This window comes from Collimonas sp. GW821-FHT07E08, assembly GCF_059418905.1.
Genome location: NZ_JBWKQR010000005.1, coordinates 87,009 through 106,009, shown reverse-complemented (window position 1 = coordinate 106,009; position 19,001 = coordinate 87,009). Strand labels below are relative to the sequence as shown.

The 19,001-nt window shown below is 61.9% G+C and carries 20 protein-coding genes; 13 read left to right on the top strand and 7 right to left on the bottom strand.

Features of this window, described 5'->3' with window-relative positions; translation table 11 throughout:
- The first annotated feature begins 11 nt into the window (after nt 1–11).
- Genes AC07RZ_RS08115 through AC07RZ_RS08095 form a run of 5 tightly spaced genes read left to right on the top strand, consistent with a single transcriptional unit; the run spans nt 12 to nt 3,678 of the window.
- Nucleotides 12–977 carry an ABC transporter permease gene (locus AC07RZ_RS08115; RefSeq protein WP_494667579.1) on the top strand — a complete coding sequence of 322 codons (966 nt, stop codon included), beginning with the start codon at nt 12–14 and terminating at the stop codon, nt 975–977.
- Nucleotides 978–1,011: 34 nt separating this feature from the next.
- Complete coding sequence (locus AC07RZ_RS08110) at nt 1,012–2,019, top strand: LacI family DNA-binding transcriptional regulator (protein WP_494667578.1); 1,008 nt, start codon at nt 1,012–1,014, stop codon at nt 2,017–2,019.
- A gap of 51 nt (nt 2,020–2,070) precedes the next feature.
- Entirely contained in the window at nt 2,071–2,985 is a 915-nt protein-coding gene (rbsK, locus tag AC07RZ_RS08105) for a ribokinase (RefSeq protein ID WP_494667577.1), read from the top strand.
- A 1-nt stretch (nt 2,986) separates the two neighbouring features.
- Nucleotides 2,987–3,379 (top strand): D-ribose pyranase, encoded by a 393-nt coding sequence (gene rbsD / locus AC07RZ_RS08100; RefSeq protein ID WP_494667576.1) that lies wholly within the window; start codon nt 2,987–2,989, stop codon nt 3,377–3,379.
- A gap of 53 nt (nt 3,380–3,432) precedes the next feature.
- The gene (locus AC07RZ_RS08095) at nt 3,433–3,678 is read left to right on the top strand and encodes a DUF3717 domain-containing protein (RefSeq protein ID WP_092395366.1); all 246 of its coding nucleotides are present in this window, start codon (nt 3,433–3,435) and stop codon (nt 3,676–3,678) included.
- On the opposite strand, the gene AC07RZ_RS08090 is transcribed toward AC07RZ_RS08095, so the two are convergent.
- Nucleotides 3,667–5,178 carry a B12-binding domain-containing radical SAM protein gene (locus tag AC07RZ_RS08090; protein ID WP_494667575.1) on the bottom strand — a complete coding sequence of 504 codons (1,512 nt, stop codon included), beginning with the start codon at nt 5,176–5,178 and terminating at the stop codon, nt 3,667–3,669. The two genes, AC07RZ_RS08095 and AC07RZ_RS08090, sit on opposite strands and share 12 nt — an antisense overlap.
- A gap of 211 nt (nt 5,179–5,389) precedes the next feature.
- Between AC07RZ_RS08090 and AC07RZ_RS08085 the strand changes: the two genes are divergently transcribed.
- The gene (locus AC07RZ_RS08085) at nt 5,390–5,680 is read left to right on the top strand and encodes a type II toxin-antitoxin system HicA family toxin (protein ID WP_494667574.1); all 291 of its coding nucleotides are present in this window, start codon (nt 5,390–5,392) and stop codon (nt 5,678–5,680) included.
- Nucleotides 5,655–6,074 (top strand): type II toxin-antitoxin system HicB family antitoxin, encoded by a 420-nt coding sequence (locus tag AC07RZ_RS08080; RefSeq protein WP_494667573.1) that lies wholly within the window; start codon nt 5,655–5,657, stop codon nt 6,072–6,074. The genes AC07RZ_RS08085 and AC07RZ_RS08080 overlap by 26 nt, the downstream gene beginning before the upstream one ends.
- 9 nt (nt 6,075–6,083) lie before the next feature.
- Here the strand turns inward: AC07RZ_RS08080 and AC07RZ_RS08075 are convergent, their stop codons facing one another.
- Nucleotides 6,084–7,712, bottom strand: coding sequence for an ABC transporter permease (locus AC07RZ_RS08075; protein WP_494667572.1), 1,629 nt, complete (start codon nt 7,710–7,712; stop codon nt 6,084–6,086).
- Between the two features lie 135 nt (nt 7,713–7,847).
- Here AC07RZ_RS08075 and AC07RZ_RS08070 point away from each other — a divergent pair, with 135 nt between their 5' ends.
- On the top strand, nt 7,848–8,924 hold the full coding sequence (locus AC07RZ_RS08070) for an ABC transporter ATP-binding protein (protein WP_494667571.1): 1,077 nt from the start codon (nt 7,848–7,850) through the stop codon (nt 8,922–8,924).
- A gap of 170 nt (nt 8,925–9,094) precedes the next feature.
- On the opposite strand, the gene AC07RZ_RS08065 is transcribed toward AC07RZ_RS08070, so the two are convergent.
- The gene (locus AC07RZ_RS08065) at nt 9,095–10,129 is read right to left on the bottom strand and encodes an extracellular solute-binding protein (RefSeq protein WP_494667570.1); all 1,035 of its coding nucleotides are present in this window, start codon (nt 10,127–10,129) and stop codon (nt 9,095–9,097) included.
- 193 nt (nt 10,130–10,322) lie between these two features.
- Between AC07RZ_RS08065 and AC07RZ_RS08060 the strand changes: the two genes are divergently transcribed.
- The 3 genes from AC07RZ_RS08060 to phaP all read left to right on the top strand — a co-directional run bounded on the left by AC07RZ_RS08060 (nt 10,323) and on the right by phaP (nt 12,959).
- A complete protein-coding gene (locus AC07RZ_RS08060) occupies nt 10,323–11,507 on the top strand; it encodes a patatin-like phospholipase family protein (RefSeq protein WP_494667569.1) in 1,185 nt (394 codons plus the stop codon).
- The gene (locus AC07RZ_RS08055) at nt 11,507–12,301 is read left to right on the top strand and encodes a M15 family metallopeptidase (protein WP_494667568.1); all 795 of its coding nucleotides are present in this window, start codon (nt 11,507–11,509) and stop codon (nt 12,299–12,301) included. The genes AC07RZ_RS08060 and AC07RZ_RS08055 overlap by 1 nt, the downstream gene beginning before the upstream one ends.
- A gap of 103 nt (nt 12,302–12,404) precedes the next feature.
- Complete coding sequence (phaP, locus tag AC07RZ_RS08050) at nt 12,405–12,959, top strand: TIGR01841 family phasin (protein ID WP_494667567.1); 555 nt, start codon at nt 12,405–12,407, stop codon at nt 12,957–12,959.
- 47 nt (nt 12,960–13,006) lie between these two features.
- On the opposite strand, the gene AC07RZ_RS08045 is transcribed toward phaP, so the two are convergent.
- Nucleotides 13,007–13,921, bottom strand: coding sequence for a LysR family transcriptional regulator (locus AC07RZ_RS08045; protein ID WP_494667566.1), 915 nt, complete (start codon nt 13,919–13,921; stop codon nt 13,007–13,009).
- Nucleotides 13,922–14,058: 137 nt separating this feature from the next.
- On the opposite strand from AC07RZ_RS08045, the gene AC07RZ_RS08040 reads away from it, so the two are divergent.
- Together AC07RZ_RS08040 and ygiD are read left to right on the top strand one after the other, a co-directional pair.
- A complete protein-coding gene (locus AC07RZ_RS08040) occupies nt 14,059–14,457 on the top strand; it encodes a DoxX family protein (protein WP_144738319.1) in 399 nt (132 codons plus the stop codon).
- 17 nt (nt 14,458–14,474) lie between these two features.
- Nucleotides 14,475–15,275, top strand: a complete 801-nt coding sequence (ygiD, locus tag AC07RZ_RS08035; protein WP_494667565.1) for a 4,5-DOPA-extradiol-dioxygenase — start codon at nt 14,475–14,477, stop codon at nt 15,273–15,275.
- Between the two features lie 21 nt (nt 15,276–15,296).
- On the opposite strand, the gene AC07RZ_RS08030 is transcribed toward ygiD, so the two are convergent.
- From AC07RZ_RS08030 to AC07RZ_RS08020, 3 genes are read right to left on the bottom strand one after another with little or no spacing between them, the layout of a single operon-like run.
- Nucleotides 15,297–16,514, bottom strand: a complete 1,218-nt coding sequence (locus AC07RZ_RS08030) for a phospholipase D-like domain-containing protein (RefSeq protein ID WP_494667564.1) — start codon at nt 16,512–16,514, stop codon at nt 15,297–15,299.
- Between the two features lie 28 nt (nt 16,515–16,542).
- A complete protein-coding gene (locus AC07RZ_RS08025) occupies nt 16,543–18,264 on the bottom strand; it encodes a bifunctional metallophosphatase/5'-nucleotidase (protein WP_494667563.1) in 1,722 nt (573 codons plus the stop codon).
- Nucleotides 18,265–18,295: 31 nt separating this feature from the next.
- Nucleotides 18,296–18,946 (bottom strand): MotA/TolQ/ExbB proton channel family protein, encoded by a 651-nt coding sequence (locus AC07RZ_RS08020; RefSeq protein ID WP_092395671.1) that lies wholly within the window; start codon nt 18,944–18,946, stop codon nt 18,296–18,298.
- Nucleotides 18,947–19,001: the final 55 nt, after the last annotated feature.

The following is a 19,001-nucleotide window of genomic DNA, read 5'->3' as shown; positions in this document are numbered from 1 at the left end:
ATCCGAAAATCATGACAACACTTTCTTTTACCCGAAGCATGTCCGGCCTGAAGAATTACCTGGGCCTGATCGGCGCGCTGCTGGCCATGTGCGTGCTGTTCTCCATCCTGAGCGAAAATTTCCTGACCGCCGCGACCTTCACTACCTTGTCCAACGATATCCCGACGCTGGTGGTGATGGCGGTCGGCATGACGTTTGTGCTGATCATCGGCGGCATCGACCTGTCGGTGGGTTCGGTCATGGCGCTGGCGGCTTCGGTGCTGTCGATGGCGATGGTGCGCTGGGGCTGGCCCCTGTTCGCGGCCGCCACGCTGGGCGTGCTGGTGGCCAGTTTGTGCGGCATGCTGACCGGCCTGATTTCGGTCGGCTGGCGCATTCCTTCGTTTATCGTTTCACTGGGCGTGCTGGAAATGGCGCGCGGCCTGGCTTACCAGGTCACCAACTCGCGTACCGAATATATCGGCAGCGCGGTGGACGGCATCAGTTCGCCTATCCTGTTCGGCATGTCGCCGGCTTTCCTGTCCGCCATCCTGGTCGTCGTCATCGGCCACCTGGTATTGACCAAGACCGTGCTGGGACGCCACTGGATCGGCATCGGCACCAATGAAGAAGCGGTGCGCCTGTCCGGCATCAATCCGCGCCCCAGCAAGGTGCTGGTGTTCGCCCTGATGGGTTTGCTGGCCGGCGTCGGCGCCTTGTTCCAGGTGTCGCGGCTGGAAGCAGCCGACCCGAATGGCGGCGTCGGCATGGAGCTGCAAGTGATTGCGGCGGTGGTGATCGGCGGCACCAGCCTGATGGGCGGGCGCGGCTCGGTGATCAGCACCTTCATCGGCGTGCTGATCATCTCGGTGCTGGAAGCGGGCCTGGCGCAGGTCGGCGTCAGCGAACCGATGAAACGCATCATTACCGGCCTGGTGATTGTCGCTGCCGTGGTGCTCGATACTTACCGCCGCCGCGGCGAACGTTCCACGCATTAAACTACCGCCCGCAACCAGGCATTGAGTAAATAACATGGCAACCATCAAGGATGTAGCGCGCACGGCCGGGGTTTCATACACCACGGTTTCGCACGTCCTGAACCAGACCCGGCCGGTCAGCGCCGACGCCCGGGCGCGGGTGCTGGCGGCGGTGGAGTCGATGGCTTATGTGCCGAGCGCGCTGGCGCGTTCCTTGAAAAGCAAGGCTACCGGCAGTATCGGCCTGATCATCCCGAACAACACCAATCCGTATTTTTCGGAAGTGGCGCGCGGCATCGAAGACAGTTGTTACGCCGCCGGCTACAGCGTCATCCTGTGCAACTCCGACGACGATCCGGCCAAGCAGCGCGATTACCTGAACGTATTGCTGACCAAGCGCTGCGATGGCCTGATCGTGGCCACGCTGGCGCAGACCGATGGCGAACTGCTGCGCAAGATGAAGGTGCCGACGGTGCTGCTGGACCGTGCGCCGAAGGACATGGCGATCGACCTGGTGGCGGTCGACAACGCCGCCGGCGGCGTGCTGGCGGCCCGGCACCTGCTTAGCCTGGGCCGGCGCCGCATCGCCTGCATCGGCGGCCCGCAGGACATCGCCATTTCGCGCGAGCGGATCGGCGGCCTGCGCCAGACTTTGCTGGCTGCCGGCGTCGAATTGCCGGAGGCGCTGCTGGCCTATGCCGACTTCACCAGCGCCGGCGGCTACCTGGCGGCGCGCAGCCTGCTGGCGCGCTTTGCATCACTGCCTTCGCAGGCGCCGGACGCGATTTTTTGCTGTAATGACCTGATGGCGTTCGGCGCGTTGCGTGCCGCCGCTGAGCTCGGCATCGCGGTGCCGGAAGCGCTGGCGGTGGTGGGCTTCGACGATATCGACCTGGCCCAGTTTGTCCATCCGACCCTGACCAGCGTTGCCCAGAATACCCGCAGACTGGGCCAGCTTACGGCTGAATGCCTGCTGCAGCGGATCGCAACACCCGACCGCCCTTTGCAACGGTTGTCGATTGCGCCCGAATTGCATGTCCGCGGTTCGACCGTGGCGTCGTGACGGCTTGAATTTCAGTTTCCTTTTTTAGTAATCCTTATTTAAAGAACGCACATGATCGTCATCATCGGCAGTATCAATATGGACCTGGTGCTCAACGTGCCGCGCATGCCGCATCCCGGTGAAACCCTTTCCGGCGGGCGTTTCCAGACCATCTCGGGCGGCAAGGGCGCCAACCAGGCAGTCGCTTGCGCGCGCCTCAGCGCCGACGATGTCAAAGTGGCGATGGTGGCTTGCCTCGGCGACGATGCGTTCGGGACGGAACTGCGCGCCGCCTTGCGCAACGACGGCATCGACGACAGCCATGTCAGCACGATCGGCGGCGAAGCGTCGGGCGTGGCGTCGATCCTGGTCGACGCCAGCGGCCAGAACAGCATCGTGCTGGCGGCGGGCGCCAACGACGCCTTGAGCCCGGCCCATATCGATGCTGCGCGCGGCCTGATCGAACAGGCGCGTATCGTCGTGTTGCAGCTGGAGACGCCGCTGGCCACCGTGCGCCATGCGATAGAGCTGGCGCATGCATTGGGCAAGACCGTGGTGCTCAATCCGGCGCCGGCGCAAGCCTTGCCTGCCGATTTGCTGGCGCAGGTGGAATACCTGATTCCGAATGAAATCGAAGCGGCCATGCTGGCCGGCCTGAATGCCGCCAGCCTGGATAACGACGCCGCCATCGAAGCTGCGGTCGCAAAGTTGCGCGCCGATGGCAGCAGCAATGTGCTGGTCACCTTGGGCGAGAAAGGCGTTTATGCTGCGCTGTCGTCAGGCTCGGTCCATTTTGCGGCGCAGCTGACCAAGGCGGTGGACACCACCGCTGCCGGCGATACCTTCATTGGCGGTTTTGTCGCCGCGCTGGCGGAAGGCCGCAGCGAAGCCGACGCTATCGCCTTCGGCCAACGCGCAGCGGCCTTGAGCGTGGCCCGCGTCGGTGCGCAAACCTCGATTCCTTATCGCCGCGAACTGGAGGCTTGAGATGAAGAAGAGTCCATTGCTGAATATCGCGTTGTCGCAACTGATCGCATCGCTCGGCCATGGCGAAAGCGTGGTGATTGGCGACGCCGGCCTGCCGGTGCCGCCCGGCGTACCGTTGATCGACCTGGCGCTGACGCGCGGCGTGCCCGGTTTCATGGTTACGCTGGAAACCGTATTGACTGAAATGCAGGTCGAACATCATGTGCTGGCCGATGAACTGCCACTGCACAGCCCGCAGCTGGCGCAGCAGATCGAGGCGCTCGGCCTGCCCGACAAGCGGACTTTGTCGCACGCCGATTTCAAGCGCATGACGCACAGCGCAAAGGCGGTCGTCCGCACTGGCGAATTCACGCCGTATGCCAATATCATCCTGGTTGCAGGTGTAGTTTTTTGACAATATTTGTACCGCATGGCTGACAAGCCGGCATCGGCAGGTACAATAAAGCCATGAATATCTCATTGCCCGAACTGGAACAAGCCATCAATTACTGGCGTCTGCAACGGCCTGCGGTAGGAGAAGAATGTGCATTGTCCCCAGAGGTCAATGCGCTAGCCGATGTATATGCCCTGATGATCATCAACCATAGCAGCAGCGTGGCGCTGGCCTCCATGGACAGCGTGGCGCAGCAGCTGATCGGCGCCTGGCGCCAGCACATGCTGGATATCAGCGCCGCCGCCAGGTCAGTGGGTTAAGTGGCGGGCCTGCCGTTTGGGGGCAGCTGCCGCATCCGGTTTGGCCATGGGCGGCAAGTCCGCCGGCCTGGCCGGCTTGCCTGCGTAGTCCGTGCTGAGCACGGCGTTGACCGCACTCTCGCTCATCCCTTGTAATCGCAACCACTGGCCGACCAGGCCCGCCAGCCTGTCCAGCGCAATCCTGTGGGTGGCGTCGGTCTTGCCATAGAGCCAGTCGGAAAACGCCATGAAGTTGGCGAACGGCGAATCGCCCAGCAGGATCGGCAGCGTGTGGGCGAAGCGGCCTGAATTGGCGACCAGGTCCCAGTAGCGCGAAAACCGCTGCAGGCGCTGCATGGTGGGAAAGTCGATCTTGCTGGTGGCGAGGATGGTGTACGGCGGATGCGGGTCGAAGACCAGGCCGTAAGGCTCGGTGTGGCGGATGATCGGGGTGCCGCGCAGGCGCTTGAGGATGCCGAACTGGATTTCGTGCGGCTGCAGCGCCACCAGGCGGTCGAAGCCGCTGGCGAAACTGGCGACATCTTCGCTCGGCAGGCCGGCGATCAGGTCGACATGCAGGTGGGCCTGCGATTGCTGCATCAGCCAGCGGATGTTTTCCGCTGCTTTTTCATTGTTTTGCCTGCGGCTCACCAGCGCCTGCACTTCGGGATTGAAGCTCTGGATGCCGATTTCGAATTGCAAGGCGCCGGGCGGGAATTGCGAAATCGATTCCTTCAATGCATCCGGCAGATGATCCGGCACCAGTTCGAAATGGGCAAACACCGGATCGTCCGGATTGGCTGCCAGCTTGTCGAGGAAGAACTGCAAGATCTTCAGGCTGGTCTTGACGTTCAGGTTGAAGGTGCGGTCGACGAACTTGAACAGCCGGGCGCCGCGCGCGTGCAGCGACTCCATCTCGGCCAGGAATGCATCGAGCGCAAACGGCCAGGCTGTCTTGTCCAGCGCCGACAGGCAGAATTCGCATTTGAACGGACAGCCGCGCGAAGCTTCCACGTACAAGGTGCGATGGGCGATGTCATGGTCGCTGTACAAGCTGTACGGCAGCACGATATCGGCCATCGGCGGCTGCACCCCGGCATGGACTTTCATCAGCGGTTTCGGACCGTGCAGGATCTGCCGGCATAGCTGCGGCAAGGTGACGTCGCCCCAGCCTGTCACCAGGTAATCGGCGAGCTGGACGATCTGCTGTTCGGCCGATTCGTAAGACACTTCCGGGCCGCCCAGGACAATCACCATGTCCGGCGCGACTCGCTTCAGCATCGCCACCACCTTGGTGGTTTCCTCGATATTCCAGATATACACGCCGAAGCCGACGATGGTGACGCCTGCGTCGGCCTTGTGCGCCAGCAGCTTCTCGACGATGTCGGCGGTCTTGGCGCCGATGACGAATTCGTGCAGCTGCGTGGCCTCGCGCAGGTCGCCCATGTTGGCCTGCAGATAGCGCAGCCCGAGTGAGGCGTGGGAATAACGCGCATTGAGCGTGGACAGCAGGATGGTCATAGGTGGCTAGCGAAAAGATTGGCGGCAGAAACTGCGGGATGCTGCATTTTACGCCTGCCGACCTGGATGTCCCCTTAAGCTTTTAGGGGAATTGCCAAATTGACACAATCAATCTTGTTCACGAATATTGAAATAAATCGTTGCGAGCGGAGAAACACGGTTTTGCAACTAATTTCCAGTTGCAATTTTCAGAGAGGGGCAGGATAATCAAATGACTAAAGCCGATAAATTGCGCAGCCGGGCTGCATCCGTTCCAGCAGACTTTACATGGCATGAGCTGGTCAGCCTGCTCAGCACATACGGGTTTATCGAGTTTTCGGACAAGGGCGGTTCTTATCGCTGTTTCAGAACGGCTGCGGGCCTCAAGATTTTTGTGCATAAGCCCCATCCAGGCGATATCGTGAAAAAATATTTATTGTTAAAGGTCAACGGCAAGCTGAAAGAGTACGGTTTGACGAACGCCAGCGAGGAATGCAATGAGCGACAAAATACTCAGCTATAAAAATTATTCGGGCTCGATCGAGGTCAGCATCGAGGATGGCTGCCTGCATGGCGAGATATTGTTTATCAATGATCTTGTCAGCTACGAAGCGGAAAATGTCAGGGAGCTGCAAGCTGCATTTGCAGAAGCGGTGGATTCTTATCTGGACAAATGCCGGCGCGAGGGCCTGGAACCGGACAAGCCCTGCAGCGGCACGTTTAACGTTCGCCTCACGCCTGAACTGCATCGCAACGCCAGTGTGGCGGCGGCAGGGAAGGGGCAGTCCCTGAATGACTTCGTGAAAGACTGCGTCAGCGATGGCGTATCGGCGGCGGTCAACAAGGATCCCGGCTCTACGCCGGACCGCAGTCACTTGCGCCCGGTGCCTGCCAAGGCCCGGCGCAACGCCGGATAAGAAAAATTCTTAACGCCGGTTCAGAGCTTTGGTTACCAGCAGCACCGGAATCAAGCCTACGGCCACAATCGTCAATGCCGGCAGCGCCGCTTCGCCGAGCCGCTCGTCGCGCGCCAGGTTGTGTGCGATTACCGCCAGCGTATCTGTATTGAACGGCCGCAGCAGCAGGGTGGCGGGCAATTCCTTGACCACATCCACGAACACCATCAGGAACGCGGTCGCCATCGAGCGCCACAGCAGCGGAGCGTGCAGGACGCGGGCGATGCGCCAGCCGCTGCTGCCAAGGGTGCGCGCCGCCTCGTCAAGGGTGGCGGGAATGCGCGCATAACCGGCTTCTATCGATTGCACGGCAACCGCGCTGAAGCGCACCAGGTAGGCATACAGGATGCCGAACGAAGTCGCGGTGACTAGGATCCCGACCTGGTTTTGCGGCGCCAGCGCCTGCAGCCAGGCCAGCGGCAGCAAGATGCCGACTGCGATCACCGAGCCGGGCACGGCATACCCCATCGCCGCCATGCGAGTGAGCAGGCGCAGCAGCCATAGCTTGAAGGGTGGCAGGCTGCGGCTGCGCTGAACATAGCTGAGCGCGAGCGCCACCGCCACCGCCAGCACCGCTGCGATGGCGCCGAAGCGGAAGCTGTTCCAGGCCCAGCCGGCGTAACGCATCAGGTCGACGCCGCTGCTCAGGTAGGGATCGCTTTCCTGATGCAGGAATTCGCGCCACATCAAACGCAGCAAGATCAGCACCGGCAACACGAACCCGAGCACAATCGGCAAACCGCATACCAGCCACGCCAGCAAACCTCGCCAGCCAGGCAAGGGAGCAAGCCGGGTTTCGGGTGCGCCGCCGCGTTGCCCTCGCACGCTGGAAAAGCGCATGCGCTGCTGGCCCTTGCGCTCGATCCACAGCAACAGCGCGACGATAGCCAGCAATGCCGAGGCCAATTGCGCCGCCGCCATCTGGCTGTCCATGACCAGCCATGCTTTGTAGATGCCGGTGGTAAACGTGCTCAAGCCAAAATAGGCGCCGACGCCATAGTCGGCCAGGGTTTCCATCAGTGCCAGCGCGGCGCCGGCCATCAGCGCCGGCCGCGCCAGCGGCAAAGCCACGCGCCGGATGCGCGCGGCCAGGGGCGTGCCCAGCAAGCGCGCGGCTTCCATGAGATGGACTCCGCGTTCGTTCAAGGCGCTGCGCGCCAGCAGGTAGGTATAGGGATAGAGCGTAAAGATGAACAGGAAGATCGCGCCCGGCAGGCTGCGTATTTCCGGCAGGCGCAGGCCCGGGATAAGCTGGCGCAAGCTGCCCTGCAGCACGCCGCTGTACTGGAGGAAGTCAGTGTAGGCATAGGCCGACACATAGGCCGGCATCGCCATCGGCAGCAGCAGCGCCCACTGGAAAAAACGGCGGCCGCGGAATTCGAACAGGCTGACCGCGACTGCCGTGGCGGCGCCGACCACGACTACGCCGGCAGTCACCGCCAGCGCCAGCCAGGCCGAGGTAGCCAGGTAAGCCGGCAATACCGTCTGCATCTGTTGCGACAGCAGGGCGATAGCCTGGGCATCCAGCCGAAGCCAGGCGCCGCCGATGCCGAGCAGGGGAAGTGCGATCAACAGCGCGATGAGAGCGATCAGTGGCATGTATATGGAAGCAGGAAATTACGGGATGCAAACGGGAGTACGGTAAACTAAGGTTTTCCGCCGCTGGCTTTGCACGGCAAGCGCGGCTTCATCCTGAGCAACCGAATTGTAACCAGCTTCACTTATCCGCTTCCCATGTTTCTCACCCTCGATCAAGTCAGTGTCAGTTATCCAGGCGCGCCGGCGCCGGCGGTGCAAGCCGTGTCGCTGCAGCTCGCCGCCGGCCAGCTCGGCGTGCTGATCGGCCCTTCGGGCAGCGGCAAGACCAGTTTGCTGCGCGCGATCGCCGGCCTGGAGCAGGCGCAGGGCGGGAGAATTTCCTTGGGCCAGGTGTTGCTGGATGGGCCCCAGACCAGGATTGCCGCCGAGCAGCGCCGTATCGGCATGGTGTTCCAGGATTTTGCCTTGTTCCCGCATCTGGACATTGCCGCGAATATCGGCTTTGGCTTGCATAACGCGTCGCGCCAGCAGCGCTTGCGGCGGGTCGATGAGATGCTGGCCCTGGTGGGGCTGGACGGTTCGCAGGCAAAATATCCGCATCAGCTGTCGGGCGGCCAGCAGCAGCGGGTGGCGCTGGCGCGCGCCCTGGCGCCGGAGCCGCGCCTGCTGTTGCTGGACGAGCCGTTTTCCAGCCTCGACATCGAATTGCGCGAGCGCCTGGCGCAAGACGTGCGCCAGATCCTGAAGCAGGCCGGCATCACGGCGCTGATGGTGACGCACGACCAGCTGGAAGCATTCGCGATAGGCGACGTGGTGGGCGCGATGCAGCATGGCCACCTGGAACAATGGGCTGCGCCCTATGATTTGTATCATCGTCCGGCGACGCGTTTTGTCGCCGATTTCATCGGCCATGGCGTGTTGCTGGCCGGCCGCCTGATCCAGCACGATGGGCGGCCGGCGGTAGCGACCGCCTTGGGCGATTTGCATGACGTCAGCGCCGCAGCCCTGCAGAACATCCAGGCGCACGGGTCCGCTCCGTTCGACGTGCTGCTGCGCGCGGACGATATCGTGCATGACGACGCTTCGCCGTTCAAGGCGCGCATAAAGCGCAAGTCTTTCCGCGGCGCCGAATTCCTGTACACGCTGCAGCTGGCGAGCGGCCAGGAGCTGCTGGCATTGGTGCCGTCGCATCACGACCATGCCGTCGACGAATGGATAGGCATCAAACTGGATGTGAGCCACGTGGTGACCTTCCCTTTATCAATTGCATGACTTTTCGGATAAACAATCATCATGGCGCAATATATTGTGGTCGGCCTGGAGTTTGGCGTGGTGCTGCTGGTAGGGCTGGCGATTTACATGATCAGGAAAAAATAGATCGCGCACCGGCATGAAAAAGGGCTGGCGTATTGCGCGCCAGCCCTTGCTTCAAGCCAGGTTTCTTATTTATAGCTGGCGCGGTCCAGCAGCTGCTGGACTTTCTGCTGGTTGCGGCCTACCGCGGAAACGTCGATTACCTCCGCCTTGTACGGACCAAGCGCATCGAGCGCCGGATTGCCGCTCTTCACGCTTTTGACTGCCGGCGATTCGTTATTGCCTTCGGCGAAATAACGCTGGGCGTCATCGCTGGACAGGTACTCCAGGAATTTGACCGCAGCCTCGCGGTGCGGCGCGTGCCTGGCGACGCCGGCGCCGGCGATGTTGACATGGGCGCCGGTGGTTTTCTGGTTAGGCCAGATCACCGCCACTTTTTTCATGACTTCGATATCTTCCGGCTTGCTCGATTTCATCAGCCGCGCCACGTAGTAGGAATTCGAAATCGCCACGCCGCATTCGCCGGAGGCGACCGCCTTGATCTGGTCGGTGTCGCCGCCCACCGGCGAGCGCGCCTGGTTGGCGACATAACCCTTGAGCAGCGCTTCCGTCCTGGCTTCGCCATGGTGTTCCAGCAAGGAGCCGAACAGCGACACATTGTAGGGATGCGAACCGGAGCGGGTGCACAGCTTGCCCTTGTTCTTCGGATCGGCCAGCGCTTCGTAGGTGTCGACGTCTTGCGGCTGGACGTTTTGCCGGTTGTAGACGATCACGCGGGCGCGGGTCGAAAAGCCGAACCACTGCGGCCCCTTGCCCTCGTCCTTGCCGCGCAGGTTGACGGGAATGCGCTCATCGAGGATGGCCGATTTCACCGGCTGGAACAGGCCGTCTTGTTCCGCCCGCCACAGGCGCGCCGCATCCACCAGCAAGATCACGTCGGCCGGACTGGCCGCGCCTTCGCTCTTCAGGCGTGCAACGGTGCCGGCGTCGTCGCCATCGACGCGGTTGATCTTGATGCCGGTAGCCTTGGTGAAATTGCCATACAGCGCTTCGTCGGTTTGATAGTGGCGCGCCGAATACAGGTTCAGCACCTGCTCCTGAGCGATGACGGTAGCTGAACTGGCGGCCAGCACGGCGCTGGCGATGAGAGAGCGCAACAACATGGAGACTCCTGTTTTGATGATCGAATGATAATTTATTGCCTGTAACAAATGGTTACATTTGAGGCGTGGCTAATATATCACAAATGAGAATCGTTACTGTTTATGATGGTTTGATGACATATCGGCCGTGGCCGCTGCCGCTCGCCGCGATCGGTTAATATGATTGTTCTTCCCTACACAAGACGGGCGCCAAATGAGCAATGCAACCACTTCCAAAGCACGAATCCGTACTAAAACCAAAGCCGAGTCCGTCACCCCGCGGGTGGCGCTGGTATTGCAGGGCGGGGGTGCGCTGGGGGCTTATCAGGCCGGGGTTTATCATGCGATGCACGAAAACGGCCTGACGCCGGACTGGGTGGTGGGAACCTCGATCGGCGCCATCAATGCCGCGATCATCGCCGGCAATGAGCGCGATATGCGCTTGTCGCGGCTGAAGGAATTCTGGGAGCAGGTCGGCCATGGCGACCTGATGGACCTGGGCAAGGTCACCGACAGCGCGCGCCAGTTCAATACCTGGTGGACCACTACCGACGTCACCGCGCGCGGCGTGCCGGGATTTTTCTCGCCGCGTTCGCCGAATCCCTTCGTGCTGGGCTGGCCGGTGCCGGCCGAGAAAGCCAGTTTTTACGATACCAGCCCACTGGCGGAAACGCTGTCGCGCCTGGTCGATTTCAAGCACCTGAACGATCCGGGCGGCATGCGCCTGACCGTCAGCGCGATGAAGGTCGCTTGCGGCAGCCTGGTCAACTTCGATTCGCAGGAACGGACCATCGGCGTCGAGCACATCATGGCCAGCGGCGCCTTGCCGCCCGGCTTTGCGCCGGTGCGGATAGACGGCGACCTGTACTGGGACGGCGGCCTGTATTCGAATACGCCGCTGGAAGTGGTGCTGGACGACGAATCCAAGACGGACATCGATGGCAACACCTTGTGCGTCATGGTGGATCTGTGGAGCGCCAACGGTCCCGAGCCGGTGACCCTGGACCAGATCACGAACCGCCAGAAAGACGTGACCTTTGCCTCCCGTTCGGAGCGCCACATCGAAAACTACTTGCGCATGTATCAACTGCGGCGCGCCGCGCAAGCGCTGTACGACAAGCTGCCGCCTGAGCTGCGCAGCAAATCGGACCTCAAGGAATTCAAGGGCCTGCATGACAACAGCACGATCCATATCGTGCGCCTGCGCTACAGCGGCCATGACTGGAACATGCCGTCCAAGGACATCAATTTTTCGCGCGGGTCGATCGAATGGCGCTGGGAGCAAGGCTACTCCGACGCCATGCAAGCCGCCGAGCGCGTCAAGGCCAACGGCGACACTTTCGGCAATTCCGACGCCGGCCTGGTGGTGCATGAACTGGTCATGCCGCCGGTGAGCTGATGGCGGCTGCTTCCGCGCTGCGCAGGCCGATGCTGGCGCTGCTGCTGGCCGGCGTGGCTTTGCAGGCCAGCGCCCAGGCGGGCGGCGCCCCTGGACTGGACAGCCGGCAATGCGCGCTGCTCAAGCAGCACGTGCTGCAGCCTGGCGCGCCGGTTGACTGCCCGCAGCTGCAAGTGGTCCGTTTCTCGTATCTCGACTTTGACCAGGTGCGCCACGACGACGGCGAGATCATGGTCATGGCGGCGGTCGCGCCACAGGTAAAAGCGCTGTTCGACGAGCTGCTCAAGCGCCGTTTCCCGCTTGCGCAGGCCCGCCTGATGGAGCATTATCAAGGCAACGACGACGCCTCGATGGCGGACAACAACACTTCTGCCTTCAATGACAGGCCGATCACCGGCGGCGGAGCGGTGTCCTTGCATGCCTACGGTTTGGCGATCGACATCAATCCTTTGCAAAACCCGTATGTGCGGCGCGATGCGCAAGGCCGGCTGGCCTACAGTCCGCCGGCCGGGCAAGCTTTCGGCGAACGCATCGCCGGCCGGGCGGGGAGCAGCGAGCAAGTTGTGGAACTATTCGCACAGCATGGTTTTCTGACCTGGGGCGGAGATTGGAAAAAGCCCATCGATTACCAGCATTTCCAGGTCAGCCGCAAGCTGGCGGAACGGCTGGCGAAACTGCCGCCGCCGCAGGCGCGCCAGCTGTTTGAAAGCACGGTGGTTGCCTACCGCGCTTGCCGTACCGGCCATGGCGGCAAACCGAAAGACAGGAAGGTTTGCGCTGCCGCGGCGGGTTAGGGACTGTTAAATTTGGCAGGAGGCAGATTCACATTTTGCTTATAGAATGTGCAATGTTGCCATATTGATAGCAAGAGTTGATTTGTCCACACAGGAGAAGGCCATGTTTTCGTTTCATGAACAGTTTGCCGCAGCAACCAAAGCGCATTTCGAAGCCCAGTTGGCATTGCTCAATACCCTGACTACAAAAACCTTCGAGGGCGTTGAAAAAGTCATCGAACTCAACATCAATGCGGCCAAGGCTTCGCTGGAAGAATCCGGCGGCGCCGCCAAGCAGCTGCTGAGCGCCAAGGATCCGCAGGAGTTCCTCAACATCTCGGCGGCCCAGGCCAAGCCAGGCGCCGAAAAGGCTGCCGCCTACGGCCGTCACCTGGCCAGCATCGCTTCCGGCACCCAGGCTGAATACACGCGCGCCGCAGAAGCGCAATTGGCCGAAACCACCCGCCGCATCAATGCCTTGATTGAAGAAGTCAGCAAGAACGCGCCGGCCGGTTCGGAAAACGCGATCGCGATCCTGAAATCGGTGATCAGCAACGCCAATGCCGGTTATGAACAGCTGACCAAGAATGCCAAGCAGGCGGTGGAAACGCTGGAAGCCAACCTGAACAACGCCGGCGCGCAGCTGACCAAGGCGGCGACGCCGCGCAGCAAGAAGTAAGTCCTCGCTTGCCGATCCAGGATAAAGGCCGCCGATGCGGCCTTTTTTCATATTGGCAGGCCGCGGTCCCAGGCCGGCACTTCGCCGAACTGCTGCGCCAGGAAATCGACAAAGGTGCGCACTTTGGCCGACAGGTGCTGGCGGCTCGGATACACCGCGTGGACTGCCAGGGCGTCGCCGTGGTAATCGGTGAGGATCGGCCGCAGGCGGCCGTCGCGGATGGCATCGCCGATGATGAACGTCGGCTGCCGGATGACGCCCATGCCGGCCACCGCCGCCGCCATCAGCAGATCGCCGTTGTTGCAATGCAGGCCGCCGCCGACGCGCACCGTATGGACCTTGCCGTCGCGCTGCAGGCGCCACTCATTATCCGGCAGCGTATAGGCGTAGGTCAGGCAGGCATGCCGGGCCAGGTCGTCAGGATGCTGCGGCACACCGTGCTGCTCCAGGTAGGACGGGGCAGCGCAGGTCAGCACATGCGCCTTGGCCAGCTTGCGCATCACCAGGCTGGAGTTTTGCAGGCGGCCGATGCGGATCGCCAGGTCGAAACCTTCTTCGACCAGGTCGACAATGCGGTCGGACAAGGTCACATCCAGTTCCACGTTCGGATATCGCTGCGCATACAGCGGCAGCAGCCGGCCCAGGTGATTGACGGAGAAAGATACCGGCGCGTTGACGCGCAACACGCCGCTCGGGTTGGCGGCATGCATGCCGGCCGCCAGCGTGGCTTGTTCAAGATCGGCCAGCACCTGCTTGCAGCGCTCCAGGTAAGCGCTGCCAGTATCGGTCAGGCTGAGGCGGCGCGTGCTGCGGTTCAGCAGGCGTGCGCCCAGGTATTGCTCGAGGTCGGCGATGTGCCGCGTCACCGAGGGATTGGACAGGTTCAGGATCCGCGCCGCGCCCGACAAGCTGCCGGTTTCGGTCACTTTGACAAATACTTTCATCGCCTCGAACAGATTCATCGGAGTGCCTTATTATTTTGGAATTCGGAAATGGTATTTCAATAAAACATGATTTTTCTTTTGATTGCAAGAATATATAGTCGAACACGATCCATCGCTTCCCTTGGTTTTTAACCATTTTTTGTGAAAGTAATATCATGAACAATCCAAGCGCCTATGCCGCTACCCTGCTCAGGCTGACCCTGGGCATCGCGCTGCTGGCCCATGCATACCTGAAAGTGTTTGTCTTCACTCTGCCGGGCGCTGCCGCTTTTTTCGCCAGCCAGGGTTTCCCGGCATGGTCGGTATATCCTGTGGTGGCGGTCGAAGTGCTGACCGGGATCGCCATGGTGCTCGGCCTCCAGGCGCGGATTGCCGCGGTGATTTCGCTGCCGGTGCTGTTGGGCGCATTATCGGTGCATGCCGGCAACGGCTGGGTGTTCACCAGTCCTAACGGCGGCTGGGAATATCCGGCCTTCATGGTGGCAGCCGCCATTTCGGTAGCCTTGCTGGGCAACGGCGCATTTGCGCTGGACAGCGGCAAGGCCGGTAAATAATTTTTTTGGAAGAGATCATGATGAGCACCATTGCCACCCGCATGCCGGCGATTTTCTTCGGCCACGGCAGCCCGATGAATGCGCTTGAAGACAACCGTTACACCGCTGCATGGGCCGAGCTCGGCGCCCGCGCCGCCAAGCTGCAGCCGAAGGCGATCCTGTCGGTGTCGGCGCACTGGTACACCCGCGGCACCGGCGTCACGGCAATGGCGCAGCCGAAGACCATCCATGATTTCGGCGGTTTTCCGCAAGCGCTGTTTGACGTGCGTTATCCGGCCCCCGGCGATCCGCAGCTGGCGGCGCAGGTGCGCGATCTGCTGGCGCCGGTGGCGGTTGCCATGGACCACTCTTGGGGGCTCGACCACGGCACCTGGTCGGTGCTGGCCAAGGCTTTTCCCAAGGCCGACGTGCCGGTGATACAGCTGAGCATCGACGCTACCCAGCCGGCGCAGTTCCACTTCGACCTGGGCCGCAAGCTTGCCGTCTTGCGTGAACAAGGCGTGCTGATTATCGGCAGCGGCGACGTGGTGCACAACCTGCGCCTGATGAACCGCAGCCAGGCTGCGCCGGTGCACGGCTGGGCCCAGCGCTTCAACGACCATATCCGGGAAAGCCTGGTGAACGGCGACATGCAGGCGCTGATCGATTACGCCGACCAGGGCCAGGATGCGCAACTGTCGGTGCCGACGCCGGAGCACTACCTGCCATTGCTGTACATCGCCGGCGCCAAGCAGGACGACGAGAAGATGACGATTGCCGTGGATGGCATCGACATCGGCTCCATCAGCATGCTGACCGCCGTGGCTGGCGCTGCCTGAGCCGTAGTAGCCCTGGCAGGATTATTCCTTGCCCTTCACCGGCTTGGGATAATCCTTCATCACGTCGATAGGCTGGGCGTAGGCCGAATCCCATGTCTGCTGATGCAAATCGGCGATCCGTTTTGCCATCTTCTCATTGCGCAGCACGATTTCCAGGTTGCGCGACAGGTCCAGGTAGCCGCCGCTCCAGTTGCTGGTGCCGATCCACGCCACCTGGCCGTCGATCGCCATGGTCTTGCTGTGGATCACCCGGGCGAAGGGAATGAAGCCGCTGCTGGCTGGCGGCAGCGTGACGATCCTGATTTCCATGCCGGGCAGCAGCGCCAGGCTTTTCAGGTAGGCGATCGCCGGCTTTTCGGTATTCCAGTTCGACACCATCAGCTTCACCTTGACGCCACGCGCCAGCGCAGCGCGGACCGCATTGTCGATAACCGCGTAATAAGGCCGGGTGTGATTCGGTCCGTAGCTCAGCGGCGCATAGTCGAGCAACTGTATCCTGACTTCGGATCTGGCGGCCGCCAGCAGCTTCGGCAATTCTGTTTCGGAGTCGCCGACGCCGGGCGGATTGAAAGCGTTCGGGCTGGCGACCAGGAACGTCGCCTGCTGGTCGTTGGCGCTCACCACGGCCTGGTTCAGCCTGGGCACTTCTTTTCCTTGCGCGATCAGCTCCTGCGCATGCCAGTCATGCTCGAAGATTTTCTGCAGCTGGCCGACCACCGCGGCATCGGTAATGCGCAAGCCGGTTTCGTGGATGTGCGCGAACGAGCGCCAGTCGAAATTCTGGCTGCCGACATAGGCGCTGCTGCCATCGACCACCATGTATTTGGCGTGGATGATGCCGTTGCCGGTCAGCCTGGAATAATCGAGATAGCGAAATTCCAGGTTGGGAATCTGCTTGAGCCGTTCGATGGTCGCCATGTCGGAGGCGAACTTGCCTTTTTCCTCCATCAGGAAGCGGATCTTGACGCCGCGCGCCCCGGCCGCGGCGAGCCGCGCGATCACCTGCTCGAACGCGGCGCCAGGCTGGCTGGCGACATAGAATTGACCGAGCACGATCTGTTGTTTGGCGCCATCGAACATCTCGCTCCAGACCTGCAGCGGTTCCCGCAGGTCAGGCGTGGCCAGCGTGGTTTCAACCGGCGCCGTATGCACCAGTTCGTAGCCGGGGATGCCGAATTCGGCATGGGCGCTGCCGGCGCAGCCGAGCAGCATTGCAATCGTGGCGATCAATTTACGCATGGGCGGTTCCGGGAAGTTTTCTGGTGAGTTAATGCACACGCACAATGCGGCCGTCAGCCTGCGCACTGCCGGCCGGATGGCCGTCGCGTTCGCTGGCGATCAGGTAATGGCTTAGCGCATCGAGGTCGTTGATGCCGGTATCGACCCGGTCGGCGCCCTGCGTCAGCAGGCTGAAGCCATCGCCGCCCTGGGAAATGAAACTGTTGACGCTGAGCCGGTACTGTCCCTGCGGCTGCAAGGCAACGCCGTTCAGTTTTACGCTGCCAGGCACAACCCGCTGTCCGAGCGGCCGCCTGGCGTCCCAGCGATAGCTCAGGCCGCGCGAGACTTGCAGCATGATGCGCCCGCCCGCGCGGTCCTGCTCCAGCCAGCTCTGCTGTTCCAGCAAGGCCAGCAGCTGGCTGCCGGTAAGCGACAGCAGAATCAGCGTATTGCCGTAGGGCGTGGTCGCGGCGACCTGGGCGTAATTGCTGCCGCCGGCGCCGCTGTCCAGGCTTTCGCGGATGCTCTTGTGGTTGGTCATGGCGATCTGTGCGCCGAATTTGCGCGTCGCCGCCAGCTGCGAATCTGCGACCACGTCGCCCAGGGGCGATTCGCCGGCGTCGTTGATCTTGTTGTCGATGTGCGCTACTGCAATCCGTGCAATCGGCTGCGCCAGCACCAGGTCGCTGCGCGCTTTCAGCGTTTGCAGGAACACCGACAGTGCGGGATCGGGCGCGAAGCGCTGCTGGTCCATCAGCACGTTCCTGGCCTCGATGGCAGTGACCTTGCCTTGCAGGTCGGCGACGCGCGGATCGATGGTGAGCTTGATCCGCGTCAGCATGTGGCCGAAGGATTCGCCTTGCGTCACCGTGCGGCCGTCGACCTGGCAGGTATAGCCGTTGTGGGTATGGGCGCTGATGACCAGCCGGATTGCCGGGTCAAGGTGCTTGACGATATCGACAATGGGCCCGCGCAGATGGGCGCATCCCGCCATGTCGAACGGTTCCGGGGTTTCGCCGCCTTGATGGATCAGGACCACGATGGCGCTCACGCCTTGCGCCTTGATCTCGGGGACCCAGCGGTTGATGGCGTCGGCCTCGTCGATGAACTCGACGTTGGCTATGCCGTCGGCAGACACCATTTTTTCCGTGTCGCGCACTACGGCGCCGACGAATGCGATCTTGACGCCGCGCACCTGTTCAATCCGGTAGGGCGCCAGCAGCGGGCGGTTGGTGGCCTTGTCGATGACATTGGCCGCCAGGTAAGAAAATCCGGCGCCTGGGAAATGGTTGTCGAACTGGCATGCCTTGTCAGGCCGGTTCGACTTGCAGCCGCCATGCTGGTAGCGCAGCAATTCGGCGCTGCCCTGGTCGAATTCATGGTTGCCCGCCGAGCTGACGCGCAGGCCGAGCTGGTTGAGTGCGCTGATGGTCGGTTCGTCGGCCCAGATCGAGGACAGGGCGGGGCTGGCGCCGATCAGGTCGCCGGCGCCGACCAGCAGCAGCTGCGGGTCCTCGGCGCGCCATGCGTTGAGCGCGCCGCCGATGGTGTCCAGGCCGCCGACCTTGAACTTGCGCGGCGCCGCATCGGCCGTGCCGGCGTAACTCCTGGTTTCTGCTTCCAGGTGGCCGTGCAAGTCATTGATGGCGACCAGGTTGATTTCCAGCGGAGCATTTTGCGCCGCCGGCTGCAGGCCGCTGCATGCAGCCAGGAAAACGGCTGCCGCGCAGCACGACAGGATGGTCTGGACTACCGGTTTTGCACCCATATGTTTCAAGCAGTCCTCGATTCCATCCAGGTCAGGCGAGATGCAATTTTCCGGCTTCAGCCAGCGCCGCCGCTTTGCTCTCGTGGCCGGCAACGCGGCCGACGCAGGCGCGCAGCATCAATACTTTCAAATGATCGTTGATGCGCTCGATCCGTTCCTGGAACATATTAAAGAAAAACATGCCGACTACCGCAATGCCGATGCCCAGCGCCGTCGCATACAAGGCGGTGCCTATGCCTTGCGACACCTGGCCAGGGTCGGATACGCCGGATACCGCCAGCGCCTTGAAAGTATCGATGATACCCAAAATCGTGCCGAGCAGTCCGAGCAGGGGAGCGGCGGTGACGATGGTGTCGAGGATCCACAGCCGATGCTGGACTTCGCCGCGGTTGGCGATGTAGACCGACTCGCTGAAATCTTCCAGGTCTTTTTCACTGGTCAGCTGGTGTTTTTCAGCCAGGATGTCGGACACCAGCGTCAGCGGCAGGCTGGCGCGCGACGTCAATGCGCTCGGCAGTTCCTCTACATGCTGCACGGCGTGGGTCATGGCTTTTTCCAGGCCGATCGCCTGGCGCAGCGTGTAGTTGAAAAACAGCCCGCGTTCGACAATCACGAATATCGCCAAGGCAGCACAGGCGTACATCAGGTAGAAAGCGAGCTCGTGGAATAATTGCATGTTCATGTTGACCTCTCTGCGCACGAATGCACTTTTGTTGCAGCGGCGGCCCTTGGTTCAA